At 27.1% G+C, this 15,943-nt stretch carries 15 protein-coding genes; 7 read left to right on the forward strand and 8 right to left on the reverse strand.

The window, feature by feature from the left end:
* Positions 1–114 precede the first annotated feature (114 nt).
* From Q1X91_RS10380 to Q1X91_RS10400, 5 genes are all read right to left on the reverse strand, one after another.
* Positions 115–1,272 (reverse strand): cyclic nucleotide-binding domain-containing protein, encoded by a 1,158-nt coding sequence (locus Q1X91_RS10380; RefSeq protein ID WP_300756871.1) that lies wholly within the window; start codon positions 1,270–1,272, stop codon positions 115–117.
* A 170-nt stretch (positions 1,273–1,442) separates the two neighbouring features.
* The gene (locus Q1X91_RS10385) at positions 1,443–2,630 is read right to left on the reverse strand and encodes a cyclic nucleotide-binding domain-containing protein (RefSeq protein ID WP_300756874.1); all 1,188 of its coding nucleotides are present in this window, start codon (positions 2,628–2,630) and stop codon (positions 1,443–1,445) included.
* A gap of 80 nt (positions 2,631–2,710) precedes the next feature.
* Positions 2,711–3,400, reverse strand: coding sequence for a hypothetical protein (locus Q1X91_RS10390; RefSeq protein WP_300756877.1), 690 nt, complete (start codon positions 3,398–3,400; stop codon positions 2,711–2,713).
* Positions 3,401–3,436: 36 nt separating this feature from the next.
* Positions 3,437–5,251: a family 10 glycosylhydrolase gene (locus Q1X91_RS10395; RefSeq protein ID WP_300756879.1), complete on the reverse strand. Its 1,815-nt coding sequence runs from the start codon at positions 5,249–5,251 to the stop codon at positions 3,437–3,439.
* Positions 5,252–5,407: 156 nt separating this feature from the next.
* Positions 5,408–5,725: a thioredoxin domain-containing protein gene (locus tag Q1X91_RS10400; RefSeq protein WP_300756882.1), complete on the reverse strand. Its 318-nt coding sequence runs from the start codon at positions 5,723–5,725 to the stop codon at positions 5,408–5,410.
* Positions 5,726–5,897: 172 nt separating this feature from the next.
* Here Q1X91_RS10400 and Q1X91_RS10405 point away from each other — a divergent pair, with 172 nt between their 5' ends.
* From Q1X91_RS10405 to Q1X91_RS10435, 7 genes are all read left to right on the forward strand, one after another.
* Positions 5,898–6,608: a type II restriction endonuclease gene (locus tag Q1X91_RS10405; protein ID WP_300756885.1), complete on the forward strand. Its 711-nt coding sequence runs from the start codon at positions 5,898–5,900 to the stop codon at positions 6,606–6,608.
* A gap of 18 nt (positions 6,609–6,626) precedes the next feature.
* Positions 6,627–7,847, forward strand: coding sequence for an N-6 DNA methylase (locus tag Q1X91_RS10410; RefSeq protein WP_300756887.1), 1,221 nt, complete (start codon positions 6,627–6,629; stop codon positions 7,845–7,847).
* Between the two features lie 208 nt (positions 7,848–8,055).
* Positions 8,056–10,074 (forward strand): hypothetical protein, encoded by a 2,019-nt coding sequence (locus Q1X91_RS10415; RefSeq protein ID WP_300756890.1) that lies wholly within the window; start codon positions 8,056–8,058, stop codon positions 10,072–10,074.
* Between the two features lie 31 nt (positions 10,075–10,105).
* Positions 10,106–11,353: a histidine--tRNA ligase gene (gene hisS, locus Q1X91_RS10420; RefSeq protein ID WP_300756892.1), complete on the forward strand. Its 1,248-nt coding sequence runs from the start codon at positions 10,106–10,108 to the stop codon at positions 11,351–11,353.
* Between the two features lie 74 nt (positions 11,354–11,427).
* Positions 11,428–12,435: an endolytic transglycosylase MltG gene (gene mltG, locus Q1X91_RS10425; RefSeq protein WP_300756895.1), complete on the forward strand. Its 1,008-nt coding sequence runs from the start codon at positions 11,428–11,430 to the stop codon at positions 12,433–12,435.
* 153 nt (positions 12,436–12,588) lie between these two features.
* The gene (locus Q1X91_RS10430; RefSeq protein WP_300756909.1) at positions 12,589–12,768 is read left to right on the forward strand and encodes a DUF5674 family protein; all 180 of its coding nucleotides are present in this window, start codon (positions 12,589–12,591) and stop codon (positions 12,766–12,768) included.
* Positions 12,769–12,777: 9 nt separating this feature from the next.
* Positions 12,778–13,107, forward strand: a complete 330-nt coding sequence (locus tag Q1X91_RS10435; protein ID WP_300756898.1) for a hypothetical protein — start codon at positions 12,778–12,780, stop codon at positions 13,105–13,107.
* A 3-nt stretch (positions 13,108–13,110) separates the two neighbouring features.
* Here the strand turns inward: Q1X91_RS10435 and Q1X91_RS10440 are convergent, their stop codons facing one another.
* From Q1X91_RS10440 to Q1X91_RS10450, 3 genes are all read right to left on the reverse strand, one after another.
* Complete coding sequence (locus Q1X91_RS10440) at positions 13,111–13,710, reverse strand: HNH endonuclease family protein (protein WP_300756901.1); 600 nt, start codon at positions 13,708–13,710, stop codon at positions 13,111–13,113.
* A 95-nt stretch (positions 13,711–13,805) separates the two neighbouring features.
* Entirely contained in the window at positions 13,806–14,921 is a 1,116-nt protein-coding gene (locus Q1X91_RS10445) for an aminopeptidase P family protein (protein WP_300756903.1), read from the reverse strand.
* Between the two features lie 18 nt (positions 14,922–14,939).
* Positions 14,940–15,380, reverse strand: coding sequence for a type II 3-dehydroquinate dehydratase (locus Q1X91_RS10450; protein WP_300756906.1), 441 nt, complete (start codon positions 15,378–15,380; stop codon positions 14,940–14,942).
* Between the last annotated feature and the right edge of the window lie 563 nt (positions 15,381–15,943).

The raw sequence follows: 15,943 nt of genomic DNA on the forward strand, positions 1-15,943 counted from the left end.
ATAGGTATTCCTTTTTGTTTGTTGTGATAATTTAAATTATAAGGAATACCTCCTTTTTTTAAACTAAAACTGTGCAATATCTATGGCTCTTAAACAATATTTTTTAATAATACACTAAAATATGTAATTTTTATATTCTTTTATATAATTTTCAACATCTGATATATTTATATTTTTTAAAGAGTCTATTTCTATATGTTTTACCTTTTTAAGTTCTGAACATATATCATTATTAGACATATTTATATTAAGCATATTTTTTATATCATCTATTTTATATAATAATTTAAGCGTTTTTATGTTTTTGTGAAATAAGGTTTCCATTTGTAATATAGAATAAATAATAATTATTAATTTTTTATTTAATTCTTTTGTATTTATAGATTTAATTTTTAATATGGCATTATGTACTTTCATAGATGCCATTTTAATAAAATTCATTCTTAATGTTCTGTCCTTATCTATCATTTTAACTAATTCTTTTTTGCTTATAATATTAATTACTGAATCTTCAAGAATGATTGCCGTAGTTAGAAGAGGCTTATATTCAAGAGAAGGGTGATATCCGTTAATAATATATCCATTTGAGTAAACTGTTCTTATAGTTTGTTTTTCATTTAAAATACTATAAATTCCTACCTTACCAGACATAATGATATATATATGATTACTTGAATCAATTTCTGAATATAGACAGTATCCCTTTTTAAACTTAAAAGTTGTTCTATTTATATGTTCAGGTTTTTCAGCTGCTTCTATTTCATTTAATATTTTTTTTATTTCATATGTATCATTATTATCTGGAAACATATGCAAATATTTTGAAGCCATTTTATGAACAACATCTGTATAACCATTATCTTTATAAATTTTTATCATAGTTAATATATCATCTTTATTGTACAAATCTACTTTATTTTTAGCAAGAATTGTATAATATTTACTAAGCCAAGTTTCCAAGACAAGATAAAGATAATCATATATTTTATTTAGTAATTCTTCATTATTGATATTAATGATATTGTCTGTTTTTATTTTTATTACTTCTGTTTCTTCTGCAGCCTCTATAGTAGAAAAATACGGCTCATCTATGATGGAAGAGACTAACCCTAAAATACTTCCTTTTTCATTATTATACTTATAAGACTTATAAAAATCATTGTAGCATATAGTTTTGCCTTTAAGGATTATATAAAAATAATTTAAAGGTTTCTCTCCAGACTTTATAATAATATCATCTTTATTAAATTTGATGGTATCATATTTAGACATAATACTCCTATGTAAAAAAACACTATTATTTTTTGAGACTACACTATTATCAATTATTCACACTATATTAGGCGGCTATTATAATATAAAGGATAATTATGTCAATATTTTTAAAAAAAATTTAATATTTTTTATTTTTTTAAAACAAAAATTAAGAATTTTAGAAAATATTATTCTATTATATTTGAAGTAGAGTTTCTTTTTCTATACATATTATACTCATTAAAGAAATTCTGAATATTCGGAATAATTATTTTGTCTTCTCTCGAAAATAATATTACTTTTGTTTTATTCATTTCTGATTTTATATAATCTGTATTTTCAATTCCTACCATAGCACATATATCATTAGCCGTATATGGAAGTTCCAAAAAGTCAGCATTTTTATCAAATAATAATGCTGTTTTTGTAAATGAATATATCATGTTGTAAAATTTACCCACTCTGCTTTTTATACTTATGCTGTAGCTTTTTATAACTGTATTATATATTCTTCTTGCCATAATATTTACTAAATGATACTGAAGTTTTGTATTTGTAGAAGCAAGTTTCAAAAAGTCTTCTTTATTTACTATTTGCAATACTGTATCTTCCAATACTATGCAGGTTGTAAGAAGAAATTTATTTCCAAGTATAGGCTTGTATCCTATAATATTTCCGCTTGTGAATATAATTCTTGTTATGAGTCTTCCATCAAATACGCTGTATACTCCTACTTTTCCGTCTCTTATCACATAAAGTTCGGTATTACTTTCCAACTCAGAGAATATACAGCTTCCAGCCTTATACTCAAATAAATTATTACTTATTTGTAATGGAGCTTCTATTTTTTCATCTTTTTCTATTGATGATATTTTGTTATTTACTTCGCTATGGTCTTTATCTGGGAACATTTCTATTATTTTTTTATACATGTATAGGGCAGCAGATTTAAGTCCGTTTTTTTCGTATATTTCTGCTATTTCAAAAGCATTATTTTCTTTATAGCTTCCTATATTTAATGTTTCAGCCAATTTATAAAAATATTTTCCAAGCCATATCTCCATAAACTTTATTAAATGCTTATATATACTTTCTATTATTTTAGTATCTTCAATAGCATATATATCTTTTATATGTATTTCTATTAATACAGCATTTGTTGCAGCAATAGCAGTTGAATAATAAGGTTCTGATAATATAGCTGGAACTATTCCTATTATTTCTCCTCTTGTAAATTCAAAATTTGTATTTTCTATAACATAATTTTTATCTATTATAGTACCTTCTTTAATTATATAAAATACATCTTTTGAATTTTCTCCAGCCACAAATACAGCAGAGTCTTTTTTAAACTCAACAACATTAAAATCTATCATAATAATACCCCCTAAACTTTATATATAATATTATACTTTATAATTTTGATATAACAAGAATATATAATTATTTTTTACTATTAAAAATCATTATTTTTGATAGTAAATATTTTGTTATTGAATGAATCTTCTATTATTATATTATCTTCTTTGAAATATGCCTTATATGTAAAACACAAATCATGATTGTATTTATCGAATATTAATTGTTTTATGCTAACTATATTAATATAATTCTGATTTTCAAATATATTATTGGAAAAGTTATATAACATATAATCAAATACTCTTTTATATGCTCCATTATCTTCTTTAGTGATATAAAATCCGTAGAAAAGTATTTTATTGTTATAGTATTCAAAGTCTATAAAAACCCAAATACCATTAAGCTGATTATTATTATATAATGGTTTATTATGATAAAAATTGAATATTTTATTTTGATTATTTAAATCTAATATTGAGAAACCAGATAAATCTCTATTAAATACAAAATAATCATTATTATCAGTATATTTTATTATTTTATACATACGAGAATCATCGCTTTTATAATGATAAATTAATTCATCTTTTTTATATAAGGTTCTGTCATATCCTATAATATCCTTATTATGAATAAAACCAGTATATTTTTTATGAATTACATAATAATCATCATTTAATATAGTTTTCTTTTCTTTTTTGAAATATTTATCTTCAAACAAAATACCATATTTAAGCCAATGGTTTTTATAAGATTCTGTATAGTATAAATTTTCTAATATCATATTATAATTATATTAATAATAATTGTATTTGTCAAATTAATTTATTATTTTTAAATATTTGCTTTCATTATGTATTCTGTCAAGTGCTGTAACGTAATATATATATGTATTTTTTGAGTTTACAGTTTTATCTTTATAAACTACTTTAGAATTAGTATTAAAATTTGTTCTTCTAATTTTATCTATCAATTCTATGCCGCTTTCACCTATAGTTTCTCTGTATATAACATAATATGATGATACAGAAGGCAATACATGTCCGTATTTATCGGTTTTGTATTCATTAGGGTCTGTAAATGATATTTCTATACCTCCGAAAACCTTTTTTATAGAAGGATTTTCTAATTTTATAGGAGCTTCACTCATGTTTTTCATTGTATTCATAGTAGGTACTATTGCTTTGAATATATAATTATTTTCTTTTATATATTTTAATGCTAAGTTTCCAAAATCTCCGCTGTCTCTGTCTTTTTTATACATACTATGCATAGTAAAAAAAGATGAGCCTTTTATAGATCCTCTTCCTATTTTTCTTATATAATCTATTTGTTCAGACATAAGTTCTATATTCTGCCAAGGTTCAGTATTAGTTTCCCTTCCCATTTTATATAAGGCATGCCCTATATATAAATCAGCAGTATTTATTCCTCTTGCTTTTTTATATTCATTAACCCACCAATCAGCTATAACATCAAAAGGAGCTGTTTTATGATAAGAACTCCAGTATATCTGCGGTATTACAGCATCAACATACATTCTGTTTAATCCGTCCTTATCCGAAGCATTTTCTAATGAAGATGTCTTTTCTCCGTTAAGAAGCCATAATAAAACATCAGCATGCAAAGCATCAAAATTAGGATTAAATGATTGTGTAGCACTTCCATATTTGCTTCCTATGAATTCAGAAAGTTTTGTATTATTTCTCCAAACTCCAGCTGGAGATATAGTCCATTTTACATAAGGTTTTCTTGATTTTATTTCTTTGTATAAATCGCTTACGAGTCTGTTTATATTATCTCTTCTCCAAGCATAAAGCCCATTTACACCATAATCATCATAAGAGGTATTATTAATATCATATCCTCTTTTTGAACCATACTTTTCAGCACTTACTCTGTCAGGCCAATCCTTGTATGTTTTTCCTCCTGCTGAATTTTGATAAAAATAATCATCAAAATGTATGCCGTCAACATCATAATTCTCAACTACTTCAATAACAGAATCTATTATATATTTTGAACTTATAGGTTCACCTGGATCTAAATATAGTCTGTTATCATACCAATGTATAGGCTTAAGATTATTAGATACGTATGTATGAATGAAATTTTTTTTAGAAAACTGTTCTTCATAAGTTTTATTTTTATCATAAGTCAAGGACATTCTATACGGATTAAACCATGCATGAACTTCTAAATTTCTTTTATGAGCTTCATCTATTATAAACTCAAGCATATCGGTTTTGAATGGGTATTCATCTTTTTCATCGCTTGAATCAGTACCAAAAAAATATCTTGTTGTAGGATTAATTTTTGACGGGAATATTACCCCAGCATCTGGTTTTACCTGAACGAATACGGCATTAAAATTATTTTCATATAATATGTCTAAATGTTTTATGATAAGTTTTTTTTGCTCATTTTCGCTTCCGCCCTTTACAGGCCAATCTATATTAGCAACTGTAGAAAACCATGCTGCTCTGAACTCGCGGTACAATGGATTTAGAGTTCTATCTTCTTCCATATTTTTTATAAGAATTGTTCTTAATTTATCTGGTACTGTAATATTTACAGTTTGACATGATGATATTAAGAGTATTGCAAGGGATATTAATATAATGATTTTCTTCATATTTAATTCATTTTTTATTATTGATATATTTTTTAGATTATATATTTAATAGTGATAACAGTCAATATATAAGAGAAATTGATTTTGATAAAAATAAAAGGGACCTCTAAAAAGCCCCTTTATTAAATTCTAATATGTAAGTTAATACTAAAAGTATTATAGCATACTGTCTACCATAGCTTTAATGTTATCGATAGTAGCTTCTTCTTTAGTAACTTCTTTAACTTTAGCACCATCTTTATAAACAGCTATTGTAGGAAGACCTAATATTTTTTCACGAATAGCTAATCTTCTAGCTTTAGAAGTATTAAAAGAATAGAATGGTACTTTTCCTTCATATTCTTTAGATAATTCATGAACATGAGGCATTAATGCTTTACAAGGTTCGCAAGTATCGCCAAAATAGTCAACTAAACATAAATCCTTTGAATTAATAACTTTTTCATCAAAATTGTCTTTATTTAATTCTTCCATTATAAAACTCCAGAGATATATTTTTATAATATACATTATATAAAAAAAACATTCTTAGTCAAGTTAAAAATATATTATTTTAAAAAAAATCTACTTATTTAGTATGTAAATTTAAGTTATTTAATTGAAAGTTTATCTTGACAATTTCTAATATTATGAATATATTAATACAATGCTTAGCAATATTTTTATAGATATACAGAAGAATAAAAAAGAATGGCTGAAAAGCAAAAAGGGCAATGAGTTTGAAGACAGATTTGAGTCTTCTTTGAAACGCTATGGTTTTAATAGAAGAATATCAAGCGATAAAGAAATTAAGGATATACTTTTACCTCTAAAAAATGACGTTTTAGATAAAAGCTCTGATAAAATAATCGATAATATTTATGCCTTAAAAGATAAAAGTATGGAAAATTGCTTTATATGTCAGCCTTATGGCAGTCAGAATTTCCCAGATTTTTTAATATTTACATCTAAAAAAATCATTGCTATAGAGATAAAATACAGCAGCGGCAAATCATCTAATCCTATGTGGAATAGCAATTTACCAAAGGCTAATGCTATTTATATATTCGGCTCTTACGGCAGGGGAGATGTTACATTCTTTATTGGAGATGATGTTCTTCCTATGAATGAAAGAATTGAACTTATAGCATTCTTTGAAGAGATAAAAAAACTTGAAGATAATTTTAAAATGAAAATGAAAAAAGAAAGTAAGAATAATTTGTTTGCATATAAATTTGACAGAGGTTTTAATGTATATGTTAGGCGTGCTTATGAACAGAATAAAACTATAAATGATAATGCCAAAATAGATTATTTTCTTCATGAAGATAGAATAAAATGCGAAAATAATGTAATAGAGTTTTGTAATAGTTTATAATTTTGTAAGAGAAATATGATGCTTAAAGAGTATACAAAAGAAAGTTTTGATTATCTTAAAAATACGGATATAGAAAAAAGAAAAAGGCTAGGGCAGTACTTTACGCCTAAAAGTATAAGAGATTTGCTTTTATCAAAACTTGTATCTTTATCACAAAAAAAAGACAATGTAAAAATATTAGATCCAGCATGCGGAAGCGGGGAGTTTCTTCTATCATGCAGAGAATATTTTGATAATACTCATCTTTATGGTTTTGAGATAGATCAAAGTTTAGTTTCTATTTCAAAAAAGTTAATAAATAATGCTGATATAAAATGCATAGATACTTTGAAAATAGATACAGAAAAATCTATTAAATATGATTATATTATAGGAAATCCTCCTTACTTTGAGTTTAAACCAGATAAAGAAACAAAGAAAAAATATTCTGATATAATAAGCGGAAGGCTCAATATATTTTCTATATTTATAAAACTAGGTTTAGAGCTTTTAGAAGATGGGGGATATTTAGCATATGTTGTACCTCCTTCTATGAATAACGGGGCTTTTTTCAGTAAACTAAGATATTATATAATTAATAACAGCAGCGTTGAATATTTGCATATTGTGGAAGGAGCTGATAATTTTTATATGGCAAATCAAAAGGTTATGCTTTTAATACTTAAAAAAACTAATAATCATAAAAATAAAAAATATATATTCTCAAAAAATGGTATTACAATATTTACAGAGGATAAAACTTTTTTAAACAATGCCTACAAAAATACTGTCAGCTTAAAAGATATAGGATATGCGGTAAAAACTGGAAGTATTGCTTGGAATAAATATAAAGAAAATCTCACAGAAGATAAAAATAATGCTATACCTTTGATATATTCATCTAATATAGTTAATGGAAAAATAGTTATACCAAATAAGAGAAAACTTCAGTATATAAAAAATATTTCTAAAGATTTGATAATAAAAAATAATGTTATAGCAGTCAATAGAATAACAGGCTCTCATAAAAATATTAATATAAAATCAGCAATAGTTAAAGAAAAAGAGTTTGTATGTGAGAATCATGTTAATGTTATATATCCTTTGGAAAATTATAATAAAATCTATACATTAGAATATATTTACAATGCATTAAATGATGAAACTAATATAAAAGTATTAAGCTATATAACAGGTAATACTCAGGTATCAAAAACAGAATTGGAAAGGCTTCTTCCTATAAAGATTATGAATATTTAAATTATTAAAAAATACTTTGTATGGCAGCCATACATATTGCATTTAGGTATTACTTATAATTTTAAAAAGTTGGCAATATATATGGATCTTAAACAAAAATCAAAGAGCTTTATACTTGATATTATATTTTTTTATAGTAAAATATGGTTAAGTTTTTTAACAGATGTCGATATTTTAACGAATAGTATAAAAATATTTGGAGATAACAATGAAAAAATTCATTTCTATTGCATTGGCATTGATTTTTTCTCTGCCATTATTCTCTCAAAATAATATAACATTTCCAGAATATATAGAGGATTTGCAAGATAAAGCTCCTAAAAGATCTATAGAATGGTTTAAGAAAAATGGTTATTCTTATGAATACGGAGTTAATAGATATGTTTTTGATTTTTATAGAGGAGTAAGCAGATATTTGTCATTTGTGAAGTTTAAGGCTGCAAGAACAGAAGTTAATAGAGCAGCAAGTGATTTCAGACAGGCTTTAGAACTTCCTAATGATCCTGTTTATTCTTATAATGACAGAGCATTTTTGTATATAGGAGGCATACTTACTATTTTACCTGGTGATAAAGAACTTCCTGCAAGAATATTCAAATATTATGCTGATAACTGTAAAACATCAAATCCTAATTATGCTACAGCAATATATTGGACTATGTATTTAAGCTATATCACTCCTATGGTTTACAGCAGCTATTATGAAACATTAAATATACTTTCAAGAAATCCAGAAAACACAATATACGATTATTTTACAGGCGATAATAAAAGCATTTCTGAGATGATGAAGAATTTAAAATCTCCTGAAAACATGACGCAAAGAGTTTATGAGTGGACTACTTCAAATATGGACGTATATACTCTTATTAAAAACTCTATTCCTATACTTCCAGAAGAAGAAGGATTATCCGCATTTACATCAGAGAAATTTGCTGTTTTTGAAAGATATGCTCCTACTAAGGAAATTGAAGATATAGAAAAAGAAATAGAAGAAAAAAATGAAGAAGATTTGGTACCAAATAGGGTAGCACCTGAAGAAAAGAAAGAGTTAGATGAACTTCAGGATATAGCTAAAAAGGAAAAAACACCAGAAAATGCTTCAAACAGAAGAATACCAGCTATAGAAGAAGAAATACTTGATGAAATAGTAATAGAAGACCCAGAAGTTATACCTAGTGAAGATGAAGAAAAAATATTATATCCATTAACTATTCTAATAGATAAAAATCCTAATAACGGAAATATAGGAGTGGATATAGAAGACTATTCATTTAATACAGATATTTCTACTAATTTTATTATAGAGGTTTCAGAAGGTACATATGATGCTTATATATCTTTTGGAGATAAATTGTATACTAATAGTGTAAAAGTAGAAAAAGACAAATATAATTTATTTTCTATAATAATAGAAGATCATTATACTAATGAAAATTCCAATATTTCAGAAGAAAACAAAGAGAATGCTGAAGAAACTTTAACAAATAGTAATGAAGCTAGTGAAACATTGGAAAAAGAAAATGTAAAAGAGAATACAGAAGATGTTTCTTTAACTGTGGGAAAAGAAAATACACCTGCTAATAAATATGACGGCAATGCAGAAAATACTAGAAATATAATAAGAGAAGTATTATCAAGACCTGCAAAAGTTGCAACAGATTGGTTTAACACTAACCCTTATAATGAATATATGGGAATATCTGTAGAAGAATACACTTACTACAGAGGTGTTGCTTATTACTCAAGATTTTTAAATGAGGGCAGAAGATCAGCAGAGTTTGCAGCTCAGGCAAAATCTGACTTAACATTTGCATACAATAAAAAAGATAATTCTAATCTTTTAATGAGAACAAGACTTTATTTGGGTGCTGTTAATTTATTTGCATATAATGATTTATACGAAGCTGATAAAATGTTTGCTGAAGTAGGTTCTTCTCTAACTGAAGATCATAGATATTATCCAACAGTTCTTTATTGGAGAGCTAGAATAGGTGTCATTGATGAAACTCAGAGAAATAATTTTATAAATATACTTGCTTCAAAACCTAAAGATACTCAAATACTTGATTATTCTTCTACTATGTTTAAAGATTTATCCGCTATGCCTTCTTATGAAGATAAAATAACAGGTATAAGAGCAGTAAAAAATTCAAAACCTTTATATGAACCTCCTAAAAATATTTCCAAAGCTGGAAGCAGTAAAACACAGGAGATTTTAAATTAAATAATAAATTAAAATACTAGGATAAGCTGAGATGTTAGATATAAAAAAACCAAGAGGAACTAATGACTTTTTCTATGATTCTTCCAAAAGATTGGAGTTTATAGAAAATAAGATAAAAGATATAGTAAAACTTTACGGATACGGAAGAATAAGAACTCCTTTATTTGAATATACAGACCTTTTTACAAGAGGAATAGGAGAGGGTACTGATATTGTAGGAAAGGAGATGTTCACCTTTGAAGATAGGGGAGGACGTTCTCTCACTTTAAGACCTGAAGGTACAGCGTCTGTTGCAAGAGCTTATGTAGAAAACTCTATGCAAAATGAGTTTGCTATAAATAAATTATTTTATTTAGGTACTATGTACAGAGCTGAACGTCCGCAGAAAGGAAGATACAGAGAGTTTAATCAATTCGGTGTTGAATGTATAGGCGGAACTTCTCCTTTAATAGATGCTGAGATAATTCTTCTTAATATAAATGTGTTAAAAGAGTTTGGAATTGACAATGTAAATCTTTTAATAAATACTGTAGGCTGTTCTAAATGTAAGGGTGCTTATAATAATGCTCTTAAAGAAGCTATAGGAAGCAGAAAAGATGAGCTTTGCGAAACATGCCAAAAAAGATATGAAGGAAATATTTTAAGAATATTAGACTGCAAAAATGAGAAATGCAAAGAAACTATAAAAGATATACCAAAATTTTATGATTATGTATGCGATGAGTGTAAAGAGCATTTTGATAAATTATGTGATGAACTTACAAGAATAGGGCAGAACTTTACTGTTGATCATATGCTTGTACGAGGACTTGATTATTATACAAAAACTGCTTTTGAAGTGCAGACTAATGCATTAGGCTCTCAAAGTGCTATACTTGGCGGCGGAAGATATGATAATTTGATTGGTCTTTTTAATAATGGAAAAGATATTCCTGCTGTAGGAAGTGCTATGGGTATCGAGAGGCTTTTGCTTGTGCTTGAAAGTCAGAATAATATTATCACTGATAGGCTTGATGTTTTCATTGTTGCTTTTAAAGAAACTGAAAATCAGGTTTTGAAAGTTATGCAGACATTAAGAGCTAATAATGTAAGCTGTGATTATGATTTTGCATGCAAATCTGTAAAAAGTCAGTTTAAATCTGCAAATAAAAGAAATGCAAAATACGCTTTAGTTCTTGGAGAAGATGAGCTAAAAAGAGGAATGTGTAAATTGAAAAATATGGACACTGGAGAAGAGAAAGAAGTATCATTAAATAATATACATTCTAATATAAAATGATATTAAAAACTTATTACATAAAGATTAATCATCTGTTTTAATCTAAAAAATAATAATTTATACAGAGAATAGTTATGAAAAAATTACTTATTATATTAATAATATTAGCTGCCATAGTATCAGCTTCATCTGCGGCATTTATACAATACATGATTAGTCCAGTAGGCGGTGATGAAGAGAAAGTATATTTTGAAATAAAGCAGGGAGAAGGTGCTTCTACAATAGCTAAAAAATTAGAACTTCAAGGGCTTATAAGAAACTCAAAAATATTTGTTGCTTTCGCTAAATATCTAAAATATGACAGAAAACTTTTAAGCGGATATTATCAGGTAGACAGAAGTATGAGTATGATAGATATTATGAAGCATCTTAACAGCGGTAAGCAGGCTATGGTAAGACTTACTATTGCTGAAGGAAAGAATATTTATGAGATAGGTACTTATCTTGAGGCTCAAGGCTTTACTACAAAAAAAGAGTTTTTGGAAGTATGCCATGATAAAGAAATATTACAAAAATACAATATTCCTTCTGATAGTGTTGAAGGTTATATATTTCCTTCTACATACTATATAGTTAAAGGCAATCCTACAAAAGTATTGGTTACATATATGATAGATTCTTTATTTAAACAGTTTCCAGATTTAGAAGATAGAGCCAAAAAAATAGGACGCAGTGTTCATGAAGTGCTCACTATGGCTTCTATAGTAGAAAAGGAAATGGGTCCTTTAGATGATCCTAAACTTATATCCTCAGTATACTACAACAGATTGAATATTGATAAAAGATTAGAAGCAGATCCTACTACAATATATGCTATGACTTTGGTAAAAGGTGATTATATAGAAAAACCTAATCTTAAATATGCAGACCTTCGTATGGAGCATTCTTATAATACGTATAAAAATACCGGACTTCCTCCGGGACCTATATGTTCTGCTGGTGCTAAGGCTATAGAGGCTGCTTTAAATCCTGCTGATACTGATTATATATTCTTTGTTGCTGACGGTACTGGAAAACATGCTTTTTCTGTTACTTATGAAGAGCATGTTGAAAATATTAACAGATATATTTTTAAGAGATAAGTTTATGGTTATAATAAAAGATAGTATTAATTTAGAAGAGATAAAAAATATGCTAGGTAATTTTTTTCCAGAAATGGTTAAAGGTGTTGTTGGTATAGAAAAAAATATTTAGCATTAGACGCTGAGCTTCATAGTGATTTAGAGGCTTTATTAATAGAAAATGGATCTTCTCAAAGGGATTTATGGGGAATTAATATATATCCGGAATTAGAAGATTTTATAGACTTTTATTCTTTTATAAATATACGTATTAATAATAGAACAAGATATATTGAAGATGAGAATATTAGAAATGATATAATAAATATTGTTAATAATATTGTAAAAAGATAGAGTGATGTTATGGGATATGTACACAAAGATTTAGCTAACGGCAGATGGAAAACTTTTACCTTGGCACAGCAGATGGGCAATATTGGAAGCGAAGTATACAGAGCAATACGTTTTAAGAATAAAAATAATATAGAGTATTCTAAAAATGCAGCTTACAGAGCATTAGAATTAATTGATTTAACTATAGAAGCACAATATAAAAAGCATAGTATTAAAGAGTTTACAAGACTTAGAGAGGTTATATGTGATTATCTTCTTGGAGATAATGAATTTCATACAGATGAAAGTATCATGAAATATTTTGACAGCTTTGCTTATATGGCTAATAAAAATAAATAATAATTATTTTCCTCTGCATACTCTGTTGGATACTTCATCAAAACCTTCTTCTATAGTAAGCCCCCAATCAGTTTTTATTTTATACCATTCACGTACATATTCGCATTGATATTCTTCATTAGGAGGCAGCCATTCAACAGGTGATTTATCTCCCTTGGAACGGTTCGCTCCTTTTGATACTGCTATTAAATGATTTTTATTTTTCATATAATTATAATATTCGTTCTTCTTTTCTTTGCTCCAGTTACTAGCTCCGCTTTCATAAGCATTTTTTAAAGGTACTAAATGATCTATATCCAAATCTTTGGCATTAGTAAAATATTTGCCTGTAAACTTATCGTACCATTTTCCTGATATAACTCTGTTATTTGATATAACTGGCTTTATTAGTGATTCTCTTGCAAGTACTTCATGTCTGGTATTAAGTCCGTCTTTATCTTCATCAATCCAATCTCCCCAATCATCTCTATTATATCTTGTTACGGTTTGTTTTTGAGTTTTTTCTGAATCTTTATATATATTATTATAATAGTAGTAGATAGATGCGATTATAATAATGAGTATTATTAATATTGGTGATGATTTTTTCTTTCTTCTTGCCATATATTTTCCTAATTAAAATGATTTAAAACACTATAACTGTTTTTATTTAATTTTAATTATATTATATATAAAAAAAAGAATAAGTCAATATTTTATTATAATACTATAAGGTCTGTGGGAGTATTGTTCATAGAAACGCCTCCTTCTTTTGTAACTATTATCATATTTTCTATTCTAACCCCGCCCAAATTAGGAACATATATACCTGGTTCAATAGTAACAATAGAGCCTCCTTCAAGTATATGGTCCACAAGAGGAGAAAGTCTAGGAGATTCATGTATCTCAAGACCTACACTATGACCAAGTCCATGTCCGAAATATTGTCCGTATCCGCTTTTTTTTATAATTTCTCTTGCTGTATTATCAACTTCTTTTCCTAATACTCCAGAATGTACAGATTCTATTGCTTTAAGATGAGCTGTTCTTACTATGTTATATATTTTACTCATCTCTTCAAAATGCTCACCTTTGCCGAAGAAAAATGTTCTGGTAATGTCGCTTTTGTATCCGTCTTTTGACAGACCAAAATCCATAAGTATATTATCGCCTAATTTTAACTTTCTATCTGAAGGCACACCATGAGGAAGAGAAGTTCTATCTCCGAAAAGCAAAATAGTATCAAATGCAGTTTTATCTCCGCCTTCCTTACGCATTTGATATTCAAGTTCAGCTGCAAGTTCATTTTCTGTAACACCTTCTTTTACAAAAGCAAGCATTTTAGTCATGGCTTTTTCAGCTCTGTTGAGATTATCTTTTATTATTTTAATTTCAGCTTTTTCTTTTACTTGTCTTATAATATCAACATCTATTTTGCTTATTCCTATTTTTATAGAACTATTAACCATCGCAGAAACTATAGCTTCATATTCAGCAAGATAAAGTCCGCTTTTAGCAGCATATACTTCTTTTATATTATTTTCTTTACAGAACTCTGCCAAAGCATCGGCATATGTAGCGGCTACAAGTATAACAGTAGTTTTATGTGTAACTTTTGTAGCATGTTCAGAGTATCTTGAGTCTACAAATAAATATTTTTTTCCGCCGCTAATGAGAAGCCAGCCTGCAGTGCCTTTAAATCCTGTTAGATAAAATATATTTTCATTTTTGGTTATGAGCAAATTTTCTTTTGTTAGTTTTAATAATCTGTTTAACCTAGAATCATAATCAAATTTTTTGTTTTCACCGCTTTCATTTAAAGTCAATTTACACATTTTCAAACTCCGTTTATATTAATCATTTCTTTTTTGTATAGATAGCAAATGAGCCAAAGCTAATATATAACTATTATCTCCGAAACCCGTAATCACTCCTAATGCTATATCAGATAAATAACTTTTAGCCCTATAACTTTCAGCAGCATAAATGTTTCTCATACTAACTTCTATAAATGGAATATTTGTTGCAAGGAATGCATCTCTTATAGCTATAGAAGTATTGGCATAAGCTCCTGCATTTATGATGATGTAGTCTATACTTTCATCATAAGCTCTATGTATTCTGTCTATTATAGCACCTTCATGGTTTGACTGAAAAAATGATACTTTAGCACTTCCCAATGCCGCTTCTTTAATTTTTTTTTCAATATCGCCTAGTGTTGTATTTCCGAAAATTTTAGTTTGTGCTGCACCAAGCATATTTGTATTAGGACCATTGATAACTAATATATTCATATAAGCCTTTTTATAAAGAATTTTGATTTGTATTAATAATATACCTATTACAAAAAAAATCAAATATCATAATTGTGTTATGTTAATTTGCAAAACATAATTGTTATAGTTTTTGATCATGATATTAATTTATTTAAGTTTGTCTATTTATTATGCATAAAAAAGTTATATACCTAAACGACTATAATTTATCAATTTTGAGTTATTGATAAATGTAATTATAAGTTATAAATAGTATGAAGTATTATTAGTTGTTAATAACATAAGTTTTATAAGTTTTAAATGTAAAATAAATAATTTATTTTTTATAAATAATATGTAATCAGCCGCATACCCTCACCACAGGCGGACTTCGTCTCGGGTACTTCCTCACTTCGTTCGGTCGCGTTGACATTTGATAAGAATAAACAATACCGTGCGTCCCGAACGAAGATGAGGGAGGGCTCGCTGTTGACAAACTTAAGAATTTTTAGTATATACTGGAACGATTTCATTTTGTCAACTGATGTACATTATATAGAATTATCAACTTTTTTACCGCACAAAAAAGTTGCAAAAAACGC

Source organism: uncultured Brachyspira sp. (genome assembly GCF_949287625.1).
Lineage (GTDB): Bacteria > Spirochaetota > Brachyspiria > Brachyspirales > Brachyspiraceae > Brachyspira.